Consider the following 23,131-nt stretch of genomic DNA (forward strand, 5'->3'; position numbering starts at 1 on the left):
ATGCGGGGCGTTGACCGCGCCTTTCACATTCTCCTCCTCCCCTCACTCGTCTCCCTCGTGATCCTCACGCTTCTCACGGTTCACGTGATCGTCTCCTCGCTGCCCGCTCTCATAACACAGGGTCCATGGCTCCTCGTTGAGTCGAGGTGGGACCCCGTTGAACACGTGTATGGTTTACTCCCAGCTCTAACGGGGACGCTGCTGACCGGGTTAATATCGGTTCTCATAGCAACACCCATCTCACTCTCCCTGATGTTCCTCATAGGCGACATGTTGCCATCCCCGGCCTCCAGGATCCTCCACCGCCTCCTCGAGGCAATGGGTTCCCTCCCCACAGTTATCTATGGTTTATGGGGAGGCTTCGCGCTCTCCCAGATCCTGCGTGACTCAATTTACCTCCCAATCCACGCATACCTCGGTTTCATCCCCTTGTTCTCCTGTAGGCCTCTCAGCGGGCAAAGCATCATGACAGCTGGCATAGTGCTCGGCTTATCGATGACTCCCTACGCGTCCTCACTCCTTGTAAACGGCTATAGATCCCTTCCAGGTAAATACGTTGAGGCAGCGTACGCTCTCGGATTCTACCGGTTTGAAACATACAGGCTGATAGCTGGAGTCATGAAGCCGCTTGTAGTTGCTGCAGCAATGCTCTCCCTCAGCCGGGCGCTCGGAGAGACAACGATAGTGGCTTTGTCAATAGGTAACGCCTACCTTGCATCCCCCTGCGTCTTTAACCCGGGCACCACTGTTTCAGCATGGATTGTGAACCAGTTTGAGAGCTCATTCATATATCCCGGGGCCTCCTCAGCCCTCTACACTGGTGTACTAGTGGTTATGGCTTTATCACTGGTGTTAAGCTACATCGGTGTCTCATTGATCAACAGGTGGCAGGGTGTGATCCATGGCTAGGGATGCAAGGCATACGGCTAATATAGCAGGGCTTGCAGCGGTGGCTGTGGTAGGGGGAATAGGTGTTGCATCCCTCCTATCACTACTATACAGCGTGGTGGCGAATGGGCTTCCCCCGCTTCTCATGGAGGGGGCGTCATTCATAACTGGTTTACCTGCGACACCAATGGGTAGCAGTATAGGTGGCATCGCACCGGCGTTGATAGGTACAATTGCCTCCTCAGCAATAGCCACGGTGCTCGCACTACTCCTCTCCCTCTTCACATCCCTCTTCACGCGTGAATACCCCTACTCTCGGACAGCTGGCTTCATTGAAGCCGTTGTCAGGGCGTTCAACGGGGTTCCAACAATAGTGGCATCGATGTTCACCTATACAATCATAGTGGTTAGAATGGGGCGGCCGAGCGTGCTAGCAGCCTCCATAGCTTTATTCATAGCCGTACTCCCAACAGCACACTACTATCTATCATCGGCTCTGAGAAGCGTTGAGGAAAGATATAGGGAGGCAGCGTTCTCCCTCGGCTTCAGAAGGATCCATGTGTTAAGATACATCTACCTAGGGATCGCCAGGAGACAGGTGGCTTCAGGGGTTCTAATGACCTTTATAAGGGCTACTGGTGAGACAGCACCACTGTTATTCACCATGGGGTTCCTGACGAACACTGTTTTCCAAGGGCTAGACCAGCCTGGGAACGCTGTCTCACTGCTGATATTCAACTATGCTCTATCCCCCTACAGCAACTACCATGAAGCCGCATGGGCGGCATCCCTCCTCCTACTCCTCGCCGTGCTTACACCGGCCTTAGCCATAGAGTTCCTGATGAGGGAGGTGAGGAAGTAATGCCCCACATAGTTGAAGCCAGGGGTTTAACGGTTAGGCTCGGCGGCAGGGTGGTTTTAAGCAACCTGGATATAGGTGTTAAGAGTAACACTATATCCGTTATCATGGGGCCCAGCGGCTCAGGGAAGTCGACGCTGCTAAGGGTCTTCAACAGGCTGATAGACTTAAACCCTGAGGCCGAGGTATCCGGGGTAGTCAGGATAATGAATAGGGATCTCTACGAGTGGAACCCTTACGAGTTGAGGAGGCATGTGGTACTGGTTCAGCAGGAGCCCACGCCGTTCCCGAATCTAAGCATATTCGACAACGTGGCATTACCTGCCAGGTTGAACAAGGTCGCCGGGAGCAGGGGTGAACTGGAGAGGCTGGTTAAGTGGGCTCTTGAAAGCGTAATGCTCTGGGACGAGGTCAAGGATAGATTGGAGAAGCCGCCGACAATCCTGAGCGGGGGGCAGAAGCAGAGGCTATGCATGGCGAGGGCTCTGGCATTGAGGCCCGAGATCCTTCTCCTCGATGAGCCCACTGCGAATATAGATCCAGCCAACACGGTTAAAATCGAGGAGAGTTTAAAGGCTTTGAAGAACGATGTAACCATTATACTAGTGACGCACATGCCTCATCAAGCGGCCAGGGTGGGAGACTACGTCTACATATTGTACGGTGGGAGAGTAGTCGAGGAGGGCCCTGTGAACGATGTGTTTATACACCCTAGACACGAGGTAACCATCAAGTTGCTTGAGAAAGGTGGGTAGGATGAACCCTGAGCTAGCCAGGCTGAGGAGCCAGGCGTCAAGGCTCTACCTTGAAGCAGTGGGTCTAGTCAGGGATTTAAGCAGGCTGCTTGAGCCAGGCGACTCCGTGAGGGGCATGATGGATGAGGAAATCCATGAGAAAACAGAGATACTCTTCATCTCCTGCAACGAGCTATTCAACAGCGTACTCGTCTTCATAGCCAGGAACCAGCCCCTGGGGCCGGAACTAGTTGAAGCAAGCAACCTACTATACCTTGTCTACGATATCTACAGGTACGCGAGGTACGCGAGGGAAATATTCCTAGCGGATAAGAAGGGCGTCAGGCTCTCAACACCGGGGCTACGTGAAATCGTTGCTCCCGCACTGGGGATAGCGGTTGAAGCCATGGAGAAAGCCTACAAGGCGTATTTCGAGGACTGCACTGAGTGTGTAGAGGAGTTGAAGCGTCTCGGCGAGGAGTCGGATAGACTATACATGGCTCAACTAGAGAAGACATCAGCTAACACCATGCTACGCAACACTGACGCCATAGCGCTACTCGTCCTTAGACACATAGAGAGGATAGTGGATCACGCTGAGAGAATCTCAACCCTCCCGAAGAAGTAGAGTACACGCCAATAACTGGATTAGGTTTAAAACTCCGGTAAGCGATCACGGAAACCATTGAGGAAGCCGGGTCGTCTAGCGGCCAAGGATGCGGGGCTTTGGTCCCCACGCGGGAGGAAACCCCGTGACCGGGGTTCGAATCCCCGCCCGGCTACCTCCACTCACATCATACCGGGGGCATCCGGACTCCTAGTTCCAGCCCCCTGCCCGGGGAACGGGTTTTCCATTGTGAAAACGTATAAGCTGGTTGAGGAATCAATGAGACACGGTAAACCCGGTTGAAGGTGGAGGGATTGACCGAGCTCGTATATCAATACGACTCGTATATAAAGGAGTGCGATGCAGTGGTCGAAGCCGTGCAGGGCAACAAGGTGTTCCTGGATCGAACGGTGTTTCACCCACGTAGCGGGGGTGTTGAAAACGACACGGGCTTCATCATAGCTGGCGATGTCCGTGTAAGGGTTTTAAACGTGTACTATGACAAGGAGACAGGAGACGTAGCACACGAGGTTGACGATGCATCATCGATAACCATTGGATCCCGCGTCAAACTACTCCTTGACTGGGATAGGAGATACAGGTTGATGAGGCTCCACACCGCTGCACACGTGTTGTCAGCAGTAATGTACATGGACCACGGGGCACTAATAACTGGTGGAAACATAACCCCCGAATACGGTTACGACGATTACAGTCTGCAAACCTTCAGTAGCGGAGTATTCGAGGAGGCTGTTAGAAAGGCGAACGAGATAGTTGCAAGGAACATAGAGGTTAAAGTATACTGGTTGCCCCGTGAGGAAGCAATGCGGATACCAGGAGTAGTCAAGCTAGCTGGCAGGATGCCTCCCAATGTCGAAAAGCTTAGAATAGTGGAAATACCCGGGGTAGATATACAGGCAGATGGAGGACCCCATGTAAGGCATACCAGTGAAATAGGCGTGATAAAGCTCCTTAGAACAGAGAACAAGGGTAAGAATAAGAAGAGACTATACTTTAGCGTGGAGCCATAGGATAAGGGATTTTAATCTCTTCAAGAATCCCATACACAGGGACACGCCGGGGTGCCCGAGCGGACCAAGGGGGTGGGCTCGAGACCTTCCGGCTAACGTGGGAGACCCACTGCCCCCTCCAGGGGCACGCGGGTTCGAATCCCGCCCCCGGCGTCTCCTATGTTATCGTAAAAACGGTTCCCCTGGGATGCCTTGCAATGGAAGCCGTGTTGGGAAGGTAGTCGCGGCCCCGGGTCTACGTGGAGGAAAGGGCCTCGATGAAGCGCTTATACACGGGGCTCGGCTTCAATGGTTTACTCTTGAACTCCGGGTGGGCTTGCGTCCCATAGTAGAATACCTTGCCCTCCTTTAACTCTATTATCTCGGCATGGCCTTCCTCACTCCACCCTGTCACCCTTAGCCCGGCTTTCTCCAGGATATCTATGTACTTTGGGTTTAAACCGTATCGGTGCCTATGCCTTTCGTAGACTTCCCTGGTTCCATAGATACTCCATGCAAGGCTGCCTGGCTCAATGATTATCTTCCTCGCCCCCAGTCTGAGCGTGCCTCCGAGTTGACCTATCCCCCTCTGCTCGGGTAGGAGGTCTATTACTGGGTGAGGTGTTGCTGGGTCTAGCTCGGTGCTGTTAGCGTTCTCTAGTCCAGCGAGGTTTCTCGCAGCCTCCACCGTCATCAGCTGCATGCCGAAGCATATGCCTAGAAGGGGTTTTCCAGCTTCACGGGCAGCCTTGATCACGTGGATCTTGCCCTCGCTCCCCCTGCGCCCGAAGCCGGGGAGCACTATGATTCCATCGGCCTCTAGCACTCTACTGGTGAGGGATTTATCGGCCTCGATCTCCGTTGCCTCAAACCACTGGAGCTCGACTCTTACATCGCTCCATATTCCAGCATGCCTCAGTGCCTCCACGATGCTTATATAGCTGTCCCTCACCCTTGTATACTTACCAACCATTGCTACCTTCACCCTCCGCGACGCCTTAGAGTACTTCTCCACCAGGCTCTCCCACGCTGAGAGATCGGGCTCCCTGTACTCTAAGCCAAGCCTGGATGCCACATACCTGGTTAACCCCTCTCTATGCAGGATCAAGGGGACCCTGTAGATCAGGTCTATATCCGGGTTACTGAAGACAGCCTCTACAGGTATGTTGCCGAACAACGCGACCTTGTACCTTGCCTCCTCATCCAGGGTTCTCGAGGATCTAACCACGACGGCATCGGGCTGTATACCTATGCGGCGGAGCTCCTGTATACTGTGCTGGACAGGCTTCGTCTTCACTTCCCCGCTAGCCAGCACTGGTGCTAATGCCACGTGGAGGAAGAGAGTATTGGAGGAGCCTTCCTCAAACCTCATCTGCCTAGCTGCCTCGAGGAAAGGCAACCCCTCGATGTCTCCAACTGTTCCCCCTATTTCCACGATGACCACGTCTGCGCCTTGCTCTCTCGCAGTCTCCCTGATCCTCTCCTTGATCTCGTTGGTGACATGGGGTATTATCTGGACGCATTGCCCCAGGTACTCGCCCCGTCTCTCCTTCGAGATCACCTCGTGGTATATCTGCCCCGACGTTATGTTGTTCCTCCTCGAGAGTTCTACACCGAGGAATCTCTCGTAGTGACCTATGTCGAGGTCTGTTTCCCCGCCATCCTCCGTTACAAATACCTCTCCATGCATGTACGGGTTCATCGTGCCTGCGTCGACGTTGAGGTATGGATCCACCTTGACCGCTGTAACCCTGTAGCCGAGGGACTTCAAGAGTAGGCCGGTGGATGCTGCTACAACCCCTTTACCAAGCCCGGATAGTACTCCACCTGTTACAAATACGTATTTAACCATGGAGCCCGCCTTAACCTATAATTATGTGGCCTATATATACTTTGAAGGGGGAGATGCTTGCAGACAAAGGTGAGAACCAGGTACGTGGCGTGGCGGGTCCTCCACGGGTTGCTTAGAGACCTTGCAACCCGGATTAACTCAGGGTATAGGCCGGATATAATCATAGCGGTGGCTAAAGGCGGCCTGATACCTGCAAGGATACTCGTAGACCTCCTAGGCGTGGAGGAGATGGGCCTCATAGAGGTCAAGTTCTACAAGGGTGTAGGCGAGGCCAGGGAGAAGCCTTACGTGACGTTCACAGCGTTACCGCCGATAGATGGTAAAAAGCTCCTGGTGGTTGACGACATAGCTGACTCTGGCAGAACCCTCCAGGTAGTAGCGGATGTTCTAAGCAGGTTTAAATACATGGATCTAAGGTTCGCCACGCTCTATGTTAAGCCGTGGAGCACCATTATGCCGGACTACTACGGTGAGATAGTTGAGGAGTGGATAGTGTTCCCATGGGAGATATGTGAGGCCACAGGGGAGGGAGTCAGGTTAGAAGGCATCGACGTCGAAGACGTGCTCAACTACTGTGTTGAGAAGACTGGGACGCATTGATTCCTTCAACCCGTATATACATTGATGGTGTAACACCCGTCTACACTGGGCGTCAACATAAAACCCTTTCCAGGAGACCACGGAATAACAGGGCGTAGACACGGGTTCTTGAAACAGTTTTAAACCATACCATGGAATAGAATGAAGTAGCGTGCGGGGGTGCCCGAGCTTGGTCAAAGGGGTCGGGCTTAGGACCCGATGGCGTAGGCCTGCGTGGGTTCAAATCCCACCCCCCGCACTCATTCACAGGCACCGGGCCCAAGGAACCTGAATACTTAGGAGTGGCCAGGGATGGCTGCCGGGGATCCGGATTACTCAACCAGTCCAACTATGCAATACATCAAACCATGTAGCACGGTGGTAGATGCATGTTGTTCACCAGCAAATTCGTCATAGGCGTGATCCACCTGCCAAGGCTCCCCTCAACCCTCTATAGAGCCGAGGGCTTAGAGCAGGTGGTTGAGAGAGCTGTGTCCGAGGCAATGACCCTCGAGGAGCTGGGCTTCAGCGGTGTCCTCGTCGAGAACTATGGGGACTACCCTTATGAGAAAAGAGTACTAGATCCTCTGACTATTTCAGCGATGAGCATCGTTGTGAGGGAGGTCGTTAAATCAGTATCGATACCCGTTGGCTTAAACCTCCTCAGGAACTCTGGCAGGGAAGCCTACGCGATCGCCATCGCAACAGGTGCCAGGTTCATAAGGGTTAACGCGTTGACGGAGACCCTGGTGACGGACTCCGGGATACTGGAGCCCGAGGCGCCTTTACTCAGGGTTCTCAGAGCCAACTATCCCGGCATCAGCGTGTTCGGGGATGTGATGTGCAAGCACGGCGTCAGCCTGAACACTGTTCTCTACGCTGGAACACGTGAGGACGCTGTGAGGGTCGCCGTGGAGGATCTCGTGGAGAGAGGCGGGGCAGACTATGTTGTTGTCACAGGTGCTAGAACCGGTGAGGCACCTGGATTAGACATGGTTTCACTGGTTAAGAGGTATTCAAGCAGGCCTGTCGTAATTGGAAGCGGGAGCAACCCGGGTAACCTGGGTGCACTGCTATCAGTGGCGGATGGGGTCATAGTTGGCTCCTACATCAGGGTTGGTGGGAGAGCCGGCAACCCCCTTGATCCTGCGAGGGCTAGGGCGTATATATCGGCTTTCAAGTCGGCTACGGGCTGAGTACGCTGTGTTTCTGGAGGGCTTCCTTTATAAACTGGTTCAATGGGTGGGTTTTTAACTATAACGCAAGGTTTATAAGCCGATATATACAAAGAATAGTTAGTCACACCCTCAGCCAGGTGTTTTAGCCGTGTTTACAGATACACCCACTCAGTCTCCTGAAGCCCAGTCAAGTGGGGAGGAGAGTAAGAAGCCCAAGTGTCCTCAGGACAAGATAGTGTATGATGCTGCCCACGGCGAATACGTGTGCCAGGACACTGGTGAAGTAATAGAGGAGAAGGTTATAGATGAGAGGCCTGAATGGAGGGCCTTCACTCCTGAGGAAAGAGGTAGGAGGGCTAGGACCGGCGGGCCTGTCACAGCGGCAGTCCACGACATGGGGTTCGCGACGTCAATAGATTACACTGACCGCGATGCAGCTGGCAGAAGGCTCACTGAGAAGAAGCATGAGTTGGTGAAGCTGAGGAAGTGGCAGGCGAGAACAAGGATACTTACAAGTGTAGAGAGAAATCTGGCGCAGGCCATGAACGAGCTGGACAGGCTTGCAGACGTCTTGAACCTGCCTTCCTATGTTAAAGAGGAGGCAGCTAGGATTTACCGCGAGGCGGTTGACAGGGGGCTCGTCAGGGGTAGAAGCATAGAGAGCGTTATAGCGGCGGCCATATATCTAGCATGCCGAGAAATGAAGGTACCCCGATCCCTCGACGAGATAACGAGGCATACAAGGATTGGGAGGAAGGAGATAGCAAGGTGCTACCGGTTACTGTTAAGGGAGCTCAGGATAAAGGTGTCAACAACGGATCCAGCAGACTACGTCCCCAGGATAGTGCACGGGCTTGGATTACCGGGTCAAGCAGTTAAGTTAGCCATTGAGATAATAAACACTGCTAAGGAGCACGGTGTAACAGGAGGTAAGGATCCAGCCGGGCTCGCGGCTGCAGCCGTATACATGGCGGCTGAGAGACTAGGCGAGAAGAAGACTCAGAAAGAGATAGCCCATATAGCAGGTGTCACGGAGGTAACCGTTAGGAACAGGTATAAGGAGCTCGCCAAAGTGCTTGGCGTGGAATACGAGTAGCCGTATACGTGGAGTCGTTTAACCAAGCTGTTAGGGAGGCATCCCCAAGGTCTGACCTCCTCCCCGCCCTAAAGGGGTTTCCTTTAGGGCGGTTCACGGGTTCCCCGCATCTGTTCGGGGCTACATCTGTCATCTGCGGGGCAGTCGGGGTGGTCAGAGATCCCCCCATCTGGAGGAGGGCTTTTCTACGTATGTTTAATACGGCCACAGTGTCCCTGTCAGCTTCGAACCCGCAGTTGGGGCACTTCATCCTCCTGTACCCGTTTTCAATGAGCCTTGAGCCGCATAGGGGGCAGGTGGAGGACGTGTTCCTCGGGTCTACGGCTATGTGGGGGACTCCGTGTTTCTCGCACTGCCAGTCCAGCCAGTAGCCGAGCCTGCGGTAGCCTAGCAGAATCAGCTTCGTTTTATGCTGTCTCGGCAGCCTTCTTAAAGACTCTACCAAGTACGTCAAGTCCTCTCTCGCAACAGCGTAGCCGTCGCGCCTGGCCGTCAAGGCTATTTCGCGGGAAACCTTCCTAGCCCAGTCCTCGATTATGCTCCTAGCCTTCTCGTGGAAACGCCTTACCCTGTCCCGTATGCCCCTCCGCCTAAGCCACGCTCGATAGCTCCCATTAGAGTACTTCCTCTGCAACCTTTCAGCGAGCTCCCTGTACCTCACCGCCTTCTCGACAGCGGTCTCGAACCTGTATTCGACCCTGTGGTTGCCCGCCACAATATACTTCTCGTTGACGTCCACCGCCAAGACGTCGACGGGGCTGATGGGCTGAGGCTTTGGAACCCTCTTCGCAACCCTAAGCAGGAACTTTCCGCTCCTATACGTCAAGACAGCCTGGCGGCTCGGGTACTGGTCGTATCGCCTATCCCAGCCGATGATCTTCAACCTTAACCCGCCTATGATCTCGACGTAGCCGTCTCTAACCCTGTATCCTTGTTTCTCCGTCAGCCACATCCTCGGCCTCCTAGCCCTCGGCAGCCCGCCATTTCCGCCGTTGCCCAGCCAGCTTTTAAGGATGGATTTAGCCTCCCTGTAACAATCCACCGCGATTCTAGAGGGCAGGCCGAACCTCGACTTCAGCTCTTCGTAGAGCAACCCGTGTACCGCGCCGTCGCCGGGCGTTTTCTTCAAACCGTTCTCCTCCATATATCCGTGAATCCTCTTGATCGAGTAGTTCAGCGCATCACGGTACCTCCTAAGTAGGCTTAAGAGAAGGGGCTCCCCCACGGGCTCAGGGCTAACCCTGAAGACAACGCACAGGGTTAGGAAACCCTCACCGCCCATAGAGGAAACCCCACCTCTATTACAACGGTAAAAGGAAAAGGCTTTAACCCGGGCAAGCTCTCGGTTCACAGCGTCCTGCTCAGTCTATCACAAGTATGTTCTCAGGGGGGATCCCGAAGTCCTCAATCAATATCTGTTTAACCCTGTGCCTGTGGTCTCCTTGAAGCTCTATCCTTCCCTCCTTGAATGTGCCGCCTGTGGCTAGCTTGGTTTTCAACGCCTTAGCAACTTGCTTAAGGAACTCCTTGTCGTTGGGCAACCCGTCCACAATGGTCACGGCTTTACCGAACTTCCTTGTGTCAAGCCTTATCTTGACGAGGGATTGCTCGAGGCTTGCCTGCTCACATAGCTCAGGGGGTAGACCTCCACAGGGTGTCTCATCCATGTTCTTCTCCATCACCAACCCGTATAGGTTTCAGGTATTGATAATGCATAGGAGGTTTTTAAAACCTTGAGCCGCATAGTCTTCTGGATGGGCGAGAGACATGGTTAAGTATAAGTGCGGCAGGTGCGGATACGTCTTCGACGACGAGGAGATGAAGAGGATCTTTGGGAGACAGGTGAAATGCCCTAATTGCACTTACGAAATAGTCTACAAGATCGCGAGGCCTTACAGGATCGTTAAGGCTATCTAGTCCTTGCACTGCCAGCGAGTGCCGCTAGCTCGAAAACCAGTTTACCAGCCATGATACTTGTCACATCGTTGACGTCTACAAGCGGGTTAACCTCAACTATGTCGAAGCCGATGACACGGCTCGACGCCTCTACGATTCTTTTAAGCAACTCCAGTAAGTGTAGTGGGGTAAGCCCGAAGGGCTCCGGGTTACCTACGCCGGGTGCGTAGGAGGGCTCGAGTACATCCATGTCTATACTGATGTATGTTTTACCCAGGTCGCCTAGTGCCAGGGGTCCCTTTAACGCTTCCAGGATAGAGTACACGGTGACGTCTCTAGTCTTCTTCAAGAACTCTAACTCGTCACCACTGTATGCTCGGGAGCCAATGTGTATTACTCTGACCCCGTCCTCTACAAGCCTCCTCAGGAAGGAGGCATGGTTAACCCTGGATCCAAGGTACTCGCCCCTCATATCTAGATGGGCGTCGAACACTACTAGCGTGTCAACGGAGCTCTTCAACGCCTTTACTATTGGATAGGTTATAAGGTGCTCGCCTCCGAGGAATCCCAGGAGCATGCCGGGATACTCGTCTACAACGCCTTTCACCACGTCACCTATGATTCTTAAAGAGCCCTCTACGTCGCCGGGCGGTAGCACGATGTTTCCTAGGTCTATAAGGCCCTCGTTCTCCATGAGCCTCCCGGTGGCCAGGCTGTAGAACTCGATGTTGCATGCAGCGTTTCTCACGGAGTCAGGTGCAAACCTTGAGCCCGGCTTATAGGTGGATGTATAGTCCATTGGCACGCCGACCAATACGCCGACGCTGACACCTGGCTCCATGCAGGCGAACCTAGTGGATGGCTGGAGCATTAGCCTCCAGTTCAATGCCGCACCACCCGTAACGAGTTATTTAAGGCGGGCGCTAGATTTTAAAAACCATGCCACCACGGGGGGATACGGCTTGAGTGGAGGCAACGAGCAAGACGTATACAGCAACATATTGGAGTTAGCGAAGAAACGCGGGATCTTCTGGGGGAGCTTCGAAATCTACGGGGGGCTCGCTGGCTTCTACGATTTCGGGCCCGTCGGAGTCCTACTTAAGCGGGGCCTTATCGATGCATGGCTGAGGACATTCGTCTACTCCAACGATCTAGTCGTGGAGGTTGAAACACCCATGATAAACCCCAGGATAGTGTTCAAGGCAAGCGGCCATGAGGAGAGCTTCATGGATCCTGTCGTGGAGTGCCTTAAGTGTGGAAGGATCTACAGGGCAGACCACTTGATCAAAGAGGCGGCCGGCGTAGAGGTTGAGGGATGGAGCCCTGAGGAAATGCGGAAGGTAATAGTTGAGCACGGTATAAAGTGCCCTGAGTGCGGCGGCGACCTCGGGAAACCCTTCTACACGCTTCTGCTGTTTAAAACAGAGATAGGGCCATACAAGGGTGAAGTAGGCTATCTAAGGCCTGAAAACGCTCAGGGAATGTTCATAAACTTCGCGAACGTGCTCAGGATGATGAGGAATAAGCTCCCCCTCGGAATAGCCCAGGTGGGGAGAGTAGCTAGAAACGAGATCTCGCCACGCCAGGGGTTGCTGAGGCTCAGGGAGTTCACGATCATGGAGTTCGAGTTCTTCTTCGACCCCGAGGAGGCGTCAAAGGAGTCTGCAGAGTACATCAGGGAGGTTGAGGATAGAAAGGTGAGGGTACTCACCAGTGAGGCCAGGTTGAAGGGCGTTGAGGAGCCAGCCGAGTACACTGTAAGGGAGCTCGTGGAGAAAGGCATAGTTAAGACGCCGTGGCTGGCCTACTGGATGGGGGTTGGGGAAGCCTTCGTGGAGAGCCTGGGTGTGCCACGGGAAAAGGTGAGGTTTATCGAGAAGCACCCCCATGAAAGAGCACACTACTCTCTCCAAACCTTCGACCAGGAGGTGTATACTGAGAAATACGGGTGGATTGAGGTGGCTGGCTACGCTTACAGGACAACCTACGATCTAAGCAGGCACATGCAGTATAGTAAGGCTGACTTAACCTTCTTTAAACGGTATGAGAAGCCGGTTGAGAGAACAGTGTCGAAGGCGTACCCGGATCCAGCAAGGATAGGGGTGCTCTACGGGGAGGGAAGGGCAAGGATCATGGAGAAACTGGCTAGTAGAACCCCCGAGGACCTCTACAGGGAGTTGAGTGGAAAAGGCTACGTTGAGGTTGAGGGGGTGAGGATACCTCCCGACGCATTCATAGTGAAGCAGGAGGTTGAAAGAGTTCACGGCGAGAAGATAATACCACATGTCGTTGAACCATCATTCGGAGTCGAAAGATTGCTCTACGTCGTCCTGGAACACGCGTACACCGTGAGGGATGGCAAGGTCGTGCTGAGGCTGCCGAGACATCTTGCACCATACCATGTAGCAGTGTTCCCGCTGGTCGCTGGTAGAAGACCCGAGCACGCCAGAATAGTTGAAGTAGCCAGGGACATATACAGGAGGCTCGTGAAGAAAGGCTTCAGAGCCATATATGATGACGATGGAAGCATAGGTAGGAGGTACGCTAGAGCCGACGAGGTTGGAGTACCGTTCGCTGTGACAGTGGATTACCAAACACTGGAAGACGGGACTGTAACAGTGAGGGATAGGGACACGGCTCTCCAGGAGAGGGTGAGCGTTGACAGGCTGGAGGAGTATTTTCTTGAAAAGTACGGGCGTCAACCCTTGTGAACAATTCTAACGGTGCATGGCTCAGCGTTTTAAATAGGTGGGGGACGCTATTACTATAAATCGTGGTGTAGCCGCATGAGTCAGCCCCAGAGTGAGGGAGGTAAGGAGACGCCTGAGCAACAAAAGGTCGATGTATCGAAACTCGCCTCAATAATCCCGCCTGCATCAGAGCTGAGGAAGAAGGAGAAGAAGCTATCTGAGAAAAGGATAAGGATAAGGTTTGACCAATCACTCAACGAACCGGTGGCCCGGATACCCTCAGCACTCGCATCCATGCTGGATATAAAGAGCGATGACACGGTTGAAATAGTTGTAGCCGGCAGGAAGAAATTCCTCTTCAAGGCAGTTGTCTTCGAGTCAACTGATGAGAACACGGTCTACATATACCCTAAGGAAGTTGAGAAAAACGGTGTAGCCGATAACAGTATCGCAACCCTGAGGAAGAGCCAGGCTAAAAGTGGTCGTTGATGACCCATCTAAACGAGCTGGTCGCATACATGAGGAGCCTCGTCGACGACTATGAGAGGCTAATAGATCAAGCCAAGATAATCAGGGCCGACCATGATGGTGAGAGAGTAAGGCTTTTCATCGCTCACGCAGACAGGGTACTCGACTCCTCGAGACGTATACTGCCAGAGGCGAAGACGGTAATGGCAAGTGGCAGCAGCGATGTACTCGTGAAACACATATCGGTCTACTACAGGATGATAAAGTACGTGAGCATCAGGTACATGGTGGACCTCTTGGAGGAAGCCCTACCTTCACTCACAGGGAACCCGGGGACCCTGGCCGAAATGCAGAGGCTGCTCGCCGGATTCAGAGAGCTCAGGGACACTCTTTGACACGCAGTATCCTTCCCTTCACATACCTGTCTCCTACCCCAGTCACCTCGACGAGGGTTAGGCAACCGTTTAAACCCTTTCTCGGAGCCGAACCCAGGAATATCACGGGTCCATGCCTAGCAGGGTATCCGTAGAGTTTCCCGGAGTTCTCGACGACGTATGCTTCCAGGGTTGAGCCGAGGAGCATCATCTTCTGCCGGGTATTATGCCTCGTAACAGCGGTCTTCAACTCGGCGATGTACTTCTCGACGCCCTTCGACTCCGGAGGCAGCTTCTCGAATGCCGTGTTAGGGAGAGGCGTGTACTTGTAGAGGGTTATCTTCTCGACGCCGATCCTACCTAACTCGTTTACGACCCTTATGGTATCCTCATACACGGTTTTCGAGGCTAAGGGGAGGCTGTGCATTAGGTAGACGTATGGCCGGAGGCCGTGTCCCTTAAGGAGCCTCACGGCTTCAAGCACGTGGCGAACTCTCACAGGCTTCCCGAGAACCCTCTCGTTGAACACGTCGTTGCCTGTTTCAAGACCTATGTGTATGGGTGTGCCGCGGAGATACCTCCCAAGCACTCTTGCAACATCCTCGTTAACGAGACATGCCTTGATGTTCTCAATCATCACTACCACCTTACCCTGCGACACCGGGCCCAGGGAACTAATGCCTGAGAGTAACCCCTCTATAGCGTTGATGTTGGCCGGCGGCTCACATGGATGGGTGAGAACTCCTTCAACGAGGAGATCCCTACCGTAATCGAGGAAGTCGGGTGCGCTTAGGACTATCCTGCGTGCACCATGCTCAACCAGCTCCTCAACCTCTCTTACAATACTCTCAATACTCCTGGATCTCGCAGGCCCAAACATTGAGGGAACGCTGCAGAACCCGCATCCAGGAGGTATACCGGCTGGGCAGGTTAGGCGTTTCACACCGACATCGCTCCTACAGTTACCGCAGAAGACGCAGTTAAGGCCCCCGTGGCCTTTCACCATGGGTCTCGAGTAATTACTACAGCCCCTTACAACCTCCACGTATATCCTGTAGACCTGTGGATGCACGAGTGTTTCATCCACGCGGGTCCACGGCTTAATAGATGAGAGAACATCTCTCGGAGTATGGATATGGCTGCTCGTCAACCTAACGGAGTCGTTGACCCTGAATCCAAGTGCTGGCACAGTGCTTGGGTCACACTTCTCCTCTACGATGCAGTCAAGGAACCTTGGTAGAGGTATCTCCGCCTCCCCTACGATAACGTAGTCGACACCGTGCTCCATGAGGAGGCTTGCATACTGGAAGCTGGCTGGTCCCCCCGCGACAACCTTCAACGAGGGATTAACCCTCCTAGCGTACGTGACAAGCCTGTCGAGGGCGCCTAGGTCACTGCTCATAATCGATATGAACAAGTAGCTTGCCTCGGCTAGGACGCCTTTATCGCCGACCACCCGCTCATAGGGCAGTAGCATGGCCTCAGTTCTCTCCGAGAGAATGCCGGCCACGAGCCTGGGGCCTGCTCCAACAACATCATGTGTAGAATACCTTCTACCCGTTGACCTAGCCAGTGCATCTACAACGAGCATCACTGCCTACACAGCCTCCTGGATCCAAGGGTTCAATGCTGCTTGCTGCCCACGGCAACCCTGGTTTAGGTTCACCTAGGGTCTCCACCACTCGAGAAGGTGGTATGCCACCGCCCCCTCATTATAGATCGCTATAACGAGTTTCTTACGCACTGAGTGCAGTAGCCTACCCATTCGCACAAGCTCAACTGGATCCACGATCTCGTTCACCCTGAATACTTGGACGCCGAAGGGCGCGTGATCTATGCCCGGCCCATGCCTGTAGACAAGGTAATCGCACCCGAACTTAAGCCCTCTCCTAGGTATAAGCCCCCTTCTCCTTAGATCCCTGTACACGGCGTAGAGTTCCTCGAATCTCGGGATCTTCCCAAGGGCTATGTCGCGGAGCTCCCCTTGTGCGAGCTGCCTATCCCCTTGGAGAACGGCCACCCTGTTCATCTCTACCAGGTATAATGCTTCAATGAGTGATAGCTCTAAGGGGGCGTTGACACTTCTATCCCTCGGCTTGGCCACACCTAGGAAGGAGCCGTAGTAGCCATCCCAATATATTCTCCCAGCGCAAAGGGGATCTGGGACTACGACACGGTTGTGGAGGAGGTATCCATGGCACCCGGGCGAGGCTACTTCGCCACGGTCTTCACCAGTGCTAGGTAGCGTATTTCCTCACCCAGGTATTTGAGTAGATCGCTGAGCTCCTCCACGTACTCTATCAAGTCTTTCAGAACCATTAACCCGGTTACGGAGCCAGCGTATGTCTCATACACCTTGAATATCAGTTCCCTGAACACCCGGTCTACATCGTCCTCCAGCTTCAATACTTCATCCACATGGTCTATGGATCTCCTTGGATGGGTTGAAAGCTTTGCAAGCGCGTCACGTATAAGGTCTACCTGCTGCCTGATCCTCTGGAGCATTGAGTCGAGCGTGCTCTTCAAGTCCCCCCTTATCCCTATGTTGTTCTTGGAGGCTATGACCAGCCTGTAGGCGACGCTGTCAGCGTGCTGGATGAATCTATCAATCGTCCTAACCATCTCTATGTAGCTGCTCGAATACATCATTACCTCACTGTTCTTGACTAAGTACTCCATTAACATGATCTTCGTCTCCTCGCCGCGCTGCTTGATGAGCCTCATCTTCTCATAGGTCTTCTCGATGTCGGTGCCGGTGGAATACTGGTTCATCAGTGCGGTGAGCAGGGATACCTCATCGCTCAATATCGACATCATGTTGTTCAAGTACTCTATCGCTGTTAACTCGGCCAGCGAGCCTGGTTCAGGCGTCTCACTCATGCCTCATCCCTTCACCCAGTCATGATCCAGTATAATCTTGTCGAAGGGTATTTAACTAACTCTCCCTGGGTTCGATGGAGACCTCATTGATCGATCTCTGTGAACCTTAAAAACGTCCTTTAACATAGTTTCACTACAGCCTGCAAAGCATGTAGCACGGTATCCGGGAGAGGTGCGCCCTGTTGAGCTACTCCAGTGGAGGCCAGTGGAGGGATAGGCATCAACGTGACGACAGGCGGCCCAGGTACGACAGGGGTTGGCATCACGGTAGAACCGGTCAAGGCAACCTGCAACACCTGGAGGAGAAGAGGCTGGAGCCCCAACCTATAGGTGAGCGATGCAACCCGTTATGCCCGTTCTTTACTTGCAGCAGGAACGCGTTAATGGTGACCTCTAAGCCTGTGAGAGGTAAGATGATCCGGGTTGCGCAGTGCAGGCTGACAGGGGGAGACTGTATAAGCGGTGAATGCCAGTATGCCTCATGCAAGTTGAACGCGTTGCTGCCCGATGGAAGATGCGCTAAAGCACTCGAGAAGAAGGCTAAGCATACGAGTGATGAGGAGATGTTCAAGCAGATCAAGCAGATGGAGGACTACGACTTGTACGATTTGATCAAGTAGCCCACCTCTTATACAGGTTGTGCTCTACGCCGAGCACGTCAAGCACCTTGCCTACAATGAAGTCCACTAGGTCTTCAACGCTCCCAGGCCTAATGTAGAAGCCGGGTGACGCTGGGACCACGATGGCGCCGCTCAACGCCAGCCTGTAAAGGTTAAACAAGTCGATGGCGGAGAGAGGTGTCTCCCTGAACACCACTATAAGCCTGTTTCTCAAGCGGAGGATGGAGTCAGCTACCCTGGTTACAAGGTTATCCTGGATCCCGTTGGCTATCTTGGCAACAGTGTTCATGGATGCTGGAACTATAACCATGTCCGTTGAAACCAGGTTACTGCTGCTAGCAAGCCTGGATGTTAAATCATCATCCCTGTACACCGCGTCAACACCCGTGGCCTTACTGAGGAACCCAGGGAGATCCAGGTTCTCCTCGTGTAAAGCAACCTTCACAGCGTTGGAAGTGTAGATGACATGTATCTCCCGGTATTTACTCTTGAGGAGGCTGCTCCTCTCCAGAAGCCTTAAAGCATATATGATGCCGCTTGCACCAGTCATAGCAATGATCAGGGAAGGGTTACCCATATTGATCAATCCTGCGCGGGGTCATCACGTGGTCAGACCTTTCGAGCCCTATCATCGGGTATAGTTTAATAGTCTCGCAGGGTATTAAAGCAGGGGGTGAGCGTGGCAGTGTACTTTATCAGGGGGATACCTGTAAGAGTATTAAACGCCATGGTTAACGAGCTGAGGAGGAATGGGCTGTGGGCTGAGAGACACTCCTATAGTATAAGGATAATGTACAACGGTGTTTTCATCGCATCGCTACACTTGTACCCGGGTTTCAATGAAGCCGTCCTCAGACTGATAAGCGGGGACCCCGACGCGGTTTCAACAGCTAGGAATACAGTGGTAGGAGTGTTAAAGAAGTATTTACCGGAATACGTTGTCAAGGAGGTGGAGCTAGGGAGGGCTGGAGGCACGTATAATCATTGAGGAGGCCTTCCTAAGCCTGTTCATCACGGCTAGCCCGATCCCGGTTTCCGGGAAGCTCTCCGAGAACACCACTCTGCAACCGGCTTCATCAACCAGCCTCAACACCTTGAAGAGGTTTCTCGCAACCTCGTAAAGGTTCACCCTGGAGCCCAGGGTGAACACGGCTTTCACATTGCTCAGCGACCTGTAGTAGTGCATGGTCTCAGACGATGAGATAACGCATAGCTCGCCAACACCTCCCAGGGATCTCGCGGCCTCTATCACCCTGCCAGCTATATACTCGTAGCTGCCTTCAGCCTCCACGAGTATCAACTTGGCCTCAGGTGAGTAGTGCCTGTACTTCATCCCTGGTGCGAGAGCTATCTCGGAGTACGCTAACCCCCTGGCGAACTCGGGGATAACTATCTTCTTGCCCAGCGCCTTCTCCACTTCTTCAACGGGGTACGCGCCAGGCCTCAGGAGAACCGGTGGGTCTTCAAGTATGTTCACCACTGTTGACTCAACGCCGAAGAACGTCTCCCCGGCGTCGATTATCGCGTCAACCCTACCCATGAGATCCCTTATGACATGCTCACCCGTCGTCGGGCTCGGCCTACCCGAAATGTTAGCACTTGGAGCAGCCACAGGGCGGCCGGTGGCATCTATCAATTTAAGGGCAACCGGGTGCCCTGGCATCCTGACGGCAACAGTGTCCAGTCCCCCGGTGACCACTCTAGGTATCGAGGGGTGTCTAGGTAGGATGAGTGTGAGGGGACCCGGCCAGAACTTTTCAATCAACCGGTAAGCGTCGTCAGGGATGCCTGTTGCAACCTCGTTAAGCATGTCCAGGGAGGACACATGTATTATCAACGGGTTGTCCGGGGGCCGCATCTTCGCCTTGAACACCTTGAGGACGGCGTCCTCATAATAGGCAACAGCGCCGAGACCGTAAACGGTCTCCGTGGGGAAGGCTACTAAACCCCTGTTCAAGAGTATCTCTGCAGCCTTATCTATGACCTCCTTATCCGGGTTAACCGCATCGGTTCTCAAAACTATCGTCACATGGATCACCTAGCCGGGCTCTCCGTCAGCCCATAATCGTTATAACCCTGTTTTAACTTAGGGAGTAAATAGTTAACTCGTGGGCCGGTGGTTTATTGAACACAGAGAGAATACCTTCAGGAGTACCAGGGCTGGATGAACTGATAGATGGCGGCATACCCAGAGGCTTCATGGTGGCTGTCGTAGGGGAGCCTGGCACAGGTAAGACTGCTATGTCTATTCAATTCATTGCGAAAGGGCTTGAAACAGGCGATAAAGCCGTGTATGTTACAACGGAGGAGTCAAGGGAAAGCATACTCAGGCAGGCCGAAAGGTTCAACATAGGTTTAAAACCATATATCGAGGAGGGCAGGCTAGTAGTGGTGGATGCATTAATGGGCGAGTACGGCGATGTATGGAGCCTGAAAGAGCTGGATGTGGAGGAACTAGTGTCCACGGTGATCGAGGCGAAGAAATACCTCGGCCCCGGGCATGCGAGACTAGTAGTGGACTCCATGAGTGCCTTCTGGCTCGACAAACCAGCCATGGCCAGGAAGTACAGCTACCATGTGAAACGCGTCCTGAGTAAATGGGGGTTCACAATGCTGGTTACAAGCCAGTACGCCGTGACAACACAGCTCGGATTCGGCTTCGGCATAGAGCACGTGGCCGACGGGGTTATAAGGCTCCGCAAGAGCGTTGTTAAAGGATTCCTCAAGAGATTCCTGGTTATTGAGAAGATGAGGTTGACGAACCATGATCAACGCGTCTTTGAAATAGAGGTCGTGGACGGCGTCGGCGTACGCGTGAACGGCCCGGTGAAAGCATCCAGGTGGGATCTAGCCCTCCCACCAGATGTTGTTGCAAGACTCATAGAGAGCGGGTTCGACAGGCTGGAGTATGAGGGCTAGAAGCTGAGCTCGCTGAAACCATATGAGTAATCCCTGACGCCAGGGGTGTACTCGTCCGGATTCAACCCGGTGAGATACTTGAAGTAAGTGCAGGCTATCTCATGCCCCTCCTTCTGAAGCTCCTTTACGGGGACCCGTGTAACACCGTGTAGCTCATCCCAGGTTAATCCCTGGAGAGCCTTCGCCAGCAAGACAACCTCCTGCAGCCGCGTCAGCTTCGGCCTGGACTCCGGGCTTATCAACCAGTGGATCCTGGCTAGCTTGAACATTATGTCAGCGGCGGCTTCAAAGGTCATTGGTCCCTGGCAGTATGTCCATAGACGGTCCAGGGTCACCGGGGTGAACAAGTGCAACGGCTTCTCACGGTAAACATAGGGTTCACTGTCCAGGAACATTAAGGCTATCTCGGGCTCCATCTCCCTGTAGTTGACTGGTATGCTGTTAAGCATCTTAAGCTTGAACTCTCCTCTAGCTTTTTCAACAAGCTTCAAGGCTACTTCACTTATGGGCTGGATGACTAGTACCGTGTACTCGCCGCTCACAGGGTTCCTATCCGGGCTTATATGCACCGGTACATAGCCGTTCTTAACCCAGAACCTTAGTAGTTGCTCGTTGACGCCGAAGCCTGAGCCCACCCAGTCTAACCCTAGCTCCGCCGCCTCCTCCTTTATCTTGCCGAGAACCCAGCTTCCAATCCCCTTTCCCTGGACGGCTGGATGAGTAGCTATCCTGACTATACGCCACCCAGTGGTCTTAGCGAAATCCATGTACCTAAGGTGCTTGAGGAATCTATCCGGTATAATGTTTCCAGGGATCTTCGAGCCCTTGAGGAGTTCCAGGGCTGTCTCATCATCTATTGGGCCCTCGCGGGCTATCTGGACAGCGCACACTATTCTACCACTGCTCGTCTTCACGGCTCTCACAGTGTGGTGGGGTGCATCAGCTATCATTCCAAGGTCGTCTGGCTCATTCCGGTAGTGTGCGAGAACATATATTCCGAAGAGCTGTCTAAGCTCGTCCTCCCTGCTGAACAACTCCTCCGGCTCATACTTCACATAGGTGAGGTTGCCTGCCTCAATATCCCTGAGATCCTCCTCGCTTAGATCAGCTGGCTCAGCGTCGAGGAGCAGGGTCTTAAACTGCCATTCCTCAATTGGGTCACCGTAGTTGTACCTTATGGGCTCCGTCATCTCGTACTCGTATAGGATCGTGTTCTCATCGCTCTTTATCTTCTTGAGGAACCTCACGGAGAACCCTCTCCCAGCCCCCTCATAGCCGTGTATCGTCGAGGAGAACACAATGCGTCTATGCGACTCCCAGATCTTGTAGAGTAGGGGTACATGTATACCAGCCGCCTCATCCACTATGACAACGTCGCCGTTAATCCTCGGTATGGCGAGGGGCTCCCAGTACTCTATGCTGAACTTATCGCTCCTCAACTCTATGACGTAGCCCTCCCTCTTGATCACCTCGTACCTGTAGCCTAGTTTATCGAGAACCCTCATCGCCAGCGCCATCAATGATTGAATATTGCCTGGTTCAGGCGCGGTTACGAGGATCCTTGGCTTAGGCTTTATCTTCCTGAGCAAGTGTATGAGTCCAACGGCCCCTATACCGATGGCGCAGCTCTTCCCTCTCCCTCTGTCAGCTATTAGCACGAAGACCTTCTTCTTGCCTGGCTTAGGCTTCTCATAGAACTCCTCCATTATCTTTAAGACTCGCACCTGATCCATGGTTAATGCGTGCTCATATATCTCGCTGGGGAACAGTGAGTCCTCGGGTATGGTGATCTTCCTCTCGTAGGGCTTGAACTCGCTCTTCAACTCCAGCTTCTTCAGCACCCGGTTGCCGTCGGCATCATATATGCCGATGCCATCGAACTCTAAGAGGTGCTTCTTCACCCATTTAATGAATATGTGCCTTGGCTCAGGGTATTGTGGAACCGTCAGGTTCATCTTGAATATGGTTTTCGCCTCATCCCACTTGTCCCAGGGCGGGGTCAGCAGGATGATTATGCCTCCTCCCTCGACTATGCCTATAAGCCTCCCAAGGTCATTGGGCTTCAAGTCGTGTGTTAGATCCATGACGAGCACGGAGACGGTTGCACCAAGATACTTATCGCTCTTCTCGTAAATCGTGAACTGCATGTCCAGGTTCTTCACACCCCTGACCAATTTCTCGAATTCTTCACGCATGACGAGGGCGTCGTCGAACTCGTCATGGTACACGTAGAGACCAGTGAACCCGGGTCTCCCCTTATCTAGTCTCCGCCACTTCTTCAGGTAAAACGAGATCAGCCTGGCGGATAGGGATGCCAGCTTCTCAGGGCTGGATCCCGAGATCACGATCATTCCTCTAACCCGGTGCTTCACAAGTTTACCGGCTGCCTTCCCACACTGTGTCAGAAACTTTAGAAACGATGCAGGCACAGCCTTACCCAACTAGCCCACCGCTTGGAGTAAATTATTTCAACGAGATAAA

The 23,131-nt window shown here is 53.3% G+C and carries 24 protein-coding genes, 3 tRNA genes and 1 pseudogene; 18 read left to right on the forward strand and 10 right to left on the reverse strand.

Annotated elements, in window-relative coordinates:
- The 7 genes from DESMU_RS01120 (at position 1) to DESMU_RS01150 (ending at position 4,272) form a co-directional block, all read left to right on the forward strand.
- Positions 1-909 carry a PstC family ABC transporter permease gene (locus tag DESMU_RS01120; RefSeq protein WP_013561756.1) on the forward strand — a complete coding sequence of 303 codons (909 nt, stop codon included), beginning with the start codon at positions 1-3 and terminating at the stop codon, positions 907-909.
- A complete protein-coding gene (locus tag DESMU_RS01125; RefSeq protein ID WP_013561757.1) occupies positions 902-1,750 on the forward strand; it encodes a PstA family ABC transporter permease in 849 nt (282 codons plus the stop codon). Before DESMU_RS01120 ends, DESMU_RS01125 begins: the two co-directional genes overlap by 8 nt.
- Entirely contained in the window at positions 1,750-2,502 is a 753-nt protein-coding gene (locus tag DESMU_RS01130) for a phosphate ABC transporter ATP-binding protein (RefSeq protein ID WP_013561758.1), read from the forward strand. Before DESMU_RS01125 ends, DESMU_RS01130 begins: the two co-directional genes overlap by 1 nt.
- A gap of 1 nt (position 2,503) precedes the next feature.
- Positions 2,504-3,109, forward strand: a complete 606-nt coding sequence (locus tag DESMU_RS01135; protein ID WP_013561759.1) for a PhoU domain-containing protein — start codon at positions 2,504-2,506, stop codon at positions 3,107-3,109.
- 64 nt (positions 3,110-3,173) lie between these two features.
- Positions 3,174-3,263: transfer RNA gene (locus DESMU_RS01140), tRNA-Gln, on the forward strand.
- Between the two features lie 139 nt (positions 3,264-3,402).
- Entirely contained in the window at positions 3,403-4,119 is a 717-nt protein-coding gene (gene alaXM / locus DESMU_RS01145; protein ID WP_013561760.1) for an alanyl-tRNA editing protein AlaXM, read from the forward strand.
- 45 nt (positions 4,120-4,164) lie between these two features.
- Positions 4,165-4,272 (forward strand) — tRNA-Ser (locus tag DESMU_RS01150).
- Positions 4,273-4,354: 82 nt separating this feature from the next.
- Here DESMU_RS01150 and DESMU_RS01155 read toward each other — a convergent pair.
- Positions 4,355-5,950 carry a CTP synthase gene (locus tag DESMU_RS01155; protein ID WP_013561761.1) on the reverse strand — a complete coding sequence of 532 codons (1,596 nt, stop codon included), beginning with the start codon at positions 5,948-5,950 and terminating at the stop codon, positions 4,355-4,357.
- 57 nt (positions 5,951-6,007) lie between these two features.
- Here DESMU_RS01155 and DESMU_RS01160 point away from each other — a divergent pair, with 57 nt between their 5' ends.
- From DESMU_RS01160 to DESMU_RS01175, 4 genes are all read left to right on the forward strand, one after another.
- On the forward strand, positions 6,008-6,550 hold the full coding sequence (locus DESMU_RS01160; protein WP_013561762.1) for a phosphoribosyltransferase: 543 nt from the start codon (positions 6,008-6,010) through the stop codon (positions 6,548-6,550).
- A gap of 153 nt (positions 6,551-6,703) precedes the next feature.
- Positions 6,704-6,788 (forward strand) — tRNA-Leu (locus DESMU_RS01165).
- A gap of 130 nt (positions 6,789-6,918) precedes the next feature.
- On the forward strand, positions 6,919-7,725 hold the full coding sequence (locus DESMU_RS01170; protein ID WP_013561763.1) for a BtpA/SgcQ family protein: 807 nt from the start codon (positions 6,919-6,921) through the stop codon (positions 7,723-7,725).
- Between the two features lie 130 nt (positions 7,726-7,855).
- A complete protein-coding gene (locus DESMU_RS01175) occupies positions 7,856-8,803 on the forward strand; it encodes a transcription initiation factor IIB (protein WP_013561764.1) in 948 nt (315 codons plus the stop codon).
- On the opposite strand, the gene DESMU_RS01180 is transcribed toward DESMU_RS01175, so the two are convergent.
- A complete protein-coding gene (locus tag DESMU_RS01180; RefSeq protein ID WP_013561765.1) occupies positions 8,751-10,085 on the reverse strand; it encodes an RNA-guided endonuclease TnpB family protein in 1,335 nt (444 codons plus the stop codon). The two genes, DESMU_RS01175 and DESMU_RS01180, sit on opposite strands and share 53 nt — an antisense overlap.
- 79 nt (positions 10,086-10,164) lie before the next feature.
- The gene (gene yciH / locus DESMU_RS01185) at positions 10,165-10,482 is read right to left on the reverse strand and encodes a translation initiation factor (protein ID WP_013561766.1); all 318 of its coding nucleotides are present in this window, start codon (positions 10,480-10,482) and stop codon (positions 10,165-10,167) included.
- A gap of 88 nt (positions 10,483-10,570) precedes the next feature.
- Here yciH and DESMU_RS01190 point away from each other — a divergent pair, with 88 nt between their 5' ends.
- Positions 10,571-10,720 carry a TFIIB-type zinc ribbon-containing protein gene (locus DESMU_RS01190; protein WP_013561767.1) on the forward strand — a complete coding sequence of 50 codons (150 nt, stop codon included), beginning with the start codon at positions 10,571-10,573 and terminating at the stop codon, positions 10,718-10,720.
- Here the strand turns inward: DESMU_RS01190 and speB are convergent.
- Entirely contained in the window at positions 10,713-11,585 is an 873-nt protein-coding gene (gene speB / locus DESMU_RS01195) for an agmatinase (RefSeq protein WP_013561768.1), read from the reverse strand. The genes DESMU_RS01190 and speB overlap by 8 nt on opposite strands.
- A 76-nt stretch (positions 11,586-11,661) precedes the next feature.
- Between speB and glyS the strand changes: the two genes are divergently transcribed.
- The 3 genes from glyS to DESMU_RS01210 all read left to right on the forward strand — a co-directional run bounded on the left by glyS (position 11,662) and on the right by DESMU_RS01210 (position 14,252).
- The gene (gene glyS, locus DESMU_RS01200; protein ID WP_013561769.1) at positions 11,662-13,410 is read left to right on the forward strand and encodes a glycine--tRNA ligase; all 1,749 of its coding nucleotides are present in this window, start codon (positions 11,662-11,664) and stop codon (positions 13,408-13,410) included.
- A gap of 75 nt (positions 13,411-13,485) precedes the next feature.
- On the forward strand, positions 13,486-13,878 hold the full coding sequence (locus tag DESMU_RS01205) for a hypothetical protein (RefSeq protein WP_013561770.1): 393 nt from the start codon (positions 13,486-13,488) through the stop codon (positions 13,876-13,878).
- The gene (locus tag DESMU_RS01210; protein WP_048813414.1) at positions 13,878-14,252 is read left to right on the forward strand and encodes a hypothetical protein; all 375 of its coding nucleotides are present in this window, start codon (positions 13,878-13,880) and stop codon (positions 14,250-14,252) included. Before DESMU_RS01205 ends, DESMU_RS01210 begins: the two co-directional genes overlap by 1 nt.
- Here the strand turns inward: DESMU_RS01210 and DESMU_RS01215 are convergent.
- From DESMU_RS01215 to DESMU_RS01225, 3 genes and pseudogenes are all read right to left on the reverse strand, one after another.
- Complete coding sequence (locus tag DESMU_RS01215) at positions 14,236-15,822, reverse strand: B12-binding domain-containing radical SAM protein (RefSeq protein ID WP_013561772.1); 1,587 nt, start codon at positions 15,820-15,822, stop codon at positions 14,236-14,238. The two genes, DESMU_RS01210 and DESMU_RS01215, sit on opposite strands and share 17 nt — an antisense overlap.
- 75 nt (positions 15,823-15,897) lie before the next feature.
- A pseudogene (endA, locus tag DESMU_RS01220) lies at positions 15,898-16,413 on the reverse strand (tRNA-intron lyase); the annotation flags it as partial.
- 29 nt (positions 16,414-16,442) lie between these two features.
- Complete coding sequence (locus DESMU_RS01225) at positions 16,443-17,111, reverse strand: DUF47 domain-containing protein (RefSeq protein WP_013561774.1); 669 nt, start codon at positions 17,109-17,111, stop codon at positions 16,443-16,445.
- Between the two features lie 182 nt (positions 17,112-17,293).
- On the opposite strand from DESMU_RS01225, the gene DESMU_RS01230 reads away from it, so the two are divergent.
- Positions 17,294-17,731: a hypothetical protein gene (locus DESMU_RS01230; protein ID WP_013561775.1), complete on the forward strand. Its 438-nt coding sequence runs from the start codon at positions 17,294-17,296 to the stop codon at positions 17,729-17,731.
- Here the strand turns inward: DESMU_RS01230 and DESMU_RS01235 are convergent.
- Positions 17,724-18,308 carry a UbiX family flavin prenyltransferase gene (locus DESMU_RS01235; RefSeq protein WP_013561776.1) on the reverse strand — a complete coding sequence of 195 codons (585 nt, stop codon included), beginning with the start codon at positions 18,306-18,308 and terminating at the stop codon, positions 17,724-17,726. The two genes, DESMU_RS01230 and DESMU_RS01235, sit on opposite strands and share 8 nt — an antisense overlap.
- A gap of 96 nt (positions 18,309-18,404) precedes the next feature.
- On the opposite strand from DESMU_RS01235, the gene DESMU_RS01240 reads away from it, so the two are divergent.
- Positions 18,405-18,719, forward strand: coding sequence for a hypothetical protein (locus DESMU_RS01240; RefSeq protein WP_245526463.1), 315 nt, complete (start codon positions 18,405-18,407; stop codon positions 18,717-18,719).
- Here DESMU_RS01240 and DESMU_RS01245 read toward each other — a convergent pair.
- Positions 18,687-19,760, reverse strand: a complete 1,074-nt coding sequence (locus DESMU_RS01245; protein ID WP_013561778.1) for an L-threonylcarbamoyladenylate synthase — start codon at positions 19,758-19,760, stop codon at positions 18,687-18,689. The two genes, DESMU_RS01240 and DESMU_RS01245, sit on opposite strands and share 33 nt — an antisense overlap.
- A 95-nt stretch (positions 19,761-19,855) precedes the next feature.
- On the opposite strand from DESMU_RS01245, the gene DESMU_RS01250 reads away from it, so the two are divergent.
- Positions 19,856-20,650: a KaiC domain-containing protein gene (locus DESMU_RS01250; RefSeq protein ID WP_013561779.1), complete on the forward strand. Its 795-nt coding sequence runs from the start codon at positions 19,856-19,858 to the stop codon at positions 20,648-20,650.
- On the opposite strand, the gene DESMU_RS01255 is transcribed toward DESMU_RS01250, so the two are convergent.
- The gene (locus DESMU_RS01255) at positions 20,647-23,091 is read right to left on the reverse strand and encodes a tRNA(Met) cytidine acetyltransferase TmcA (RefSeq protein WP_013561780.1); all 2,445 of its coding nucleotides are present in this window, start codon (positions 23,089-23,091) and stop codon (positions 20,647-20,649) included. The two genes, DESMU_RS01250 and DESMU_RS01255, sit on opposite strands and share 4 nt — an antisense overlap.
- Between the last annotated feature and the right edge of the window lie 40 nt (positions 23,092-23,131).

Origin of the sequence: Desulfurococcus mucosus DSM 2162 (assembly GCF_000186365.1) — an archaeon.
Lineage (GTDB): Archaea > Thermoproteota > Thermoprotei_A > Sulfolobales > Desulfurococcaceae > Desulfurococcus > Desulfurococcus mucosus.

Bases quoted from the DNA above. Each gene is read 5' to 3' on its own strand.
- DESMU_RS01225 (WP_013561774.1), bottom strand. From the start codon at position 17,111: ATGAGTGAGACGCCTGAACCAGGCTCGCTGGCCGAGTTAACAGCGATA.
- DESMU_RS01205 (WP_013561770.1), top strand. From the start codon at position 13,486: ATGAGTCAGCCCCAGAGTGAGGGAGGTAAGGAGACGCCTGAGCAACAA.
- DESMU_RS01130 (WP_013561758.1), top strand. From the start codon at position 1,750: ATGCCCCACATAGTTGAAGCCAGGGGTTTAACGGTTAGGCTCGGCGGC.
- DESMU_RS01120 (WP_013561756.1), top strand. From the start codon at position 1: ATGCGGGGCGTTGACCGCGCCTTTCACATTCTCCTCCTCCCCTCACTC.
- DESMU_RS01180 (WP_013561765.1), bottom strand. From the start codon at position 10,085: ATGGGCGGTGAGGGTTTCCTAACCCTGTGCGTTGTCTTCAGGGTTAGC.
- DESMU_RS01125 (WP_013561757.1), top strand. From the start codon at position 902: ATGGCTAGGGATGCAAGGCATACGGCTAATATAGCAGGGCTTGCAGCG.
- DESMU_RS01190 (WP_013561767.1), top strand. From the start codon at position 10,571: ATGGTTAAGTATAAGTGCGGCAGGTGCGGATACGTCTTCGACGACGAG.
- DESMU_RS01170 (WP_013561763.1), top strand. From the start codon at position 6,919: ATGTTGTTCACCAGCAAATTCGTCATAGGCGTGATCCACCTGCCAAGG.
- DESMU_RS01155 (WP_013561761.1), bottom strand. From the start codon at position 5,950: ATGGTTAAATACGTATTTGTAACAGGTGGAGTACTATCCGGGCTTGGT.
- DESMU_RS01210 (WP_048813414.1), top strand. From the start codon at position 13,878: ATGACCCATCTAAACGAGCTGGTCGCATACATGAGGAGCCTCGTCGAC.
- DESMU_RS01135 (WP_013561759.1), top strand. From the start codon at position 2,504: ATGAACCCTGAGCTAGCCAGGCTGAGGAGCCAGGCGTCAAGGCTCTAC.
- DESMU_RS01215 (WP_013561772.1), bottom strand. From the start codon at position 15,822: ATGCTCGTTGTAGATGCACTGGCTAGGTCAACGGGTAGAAGGTATTCT.
- yciH (WP_013561766.1), bottom strand. From the start codon at position 10,482: ATGGAGAAGAACATGGATGAGACACCCTGTGGAGGTCTACCCCCTGAG.
- DESMU_RS01235 (WP_013561776.1), bottom strand. From the start codon at position 18,308: ATGGGTAACCCTTCCCTGATCATTGCTATGACTGGTGCAAGCGGCATC.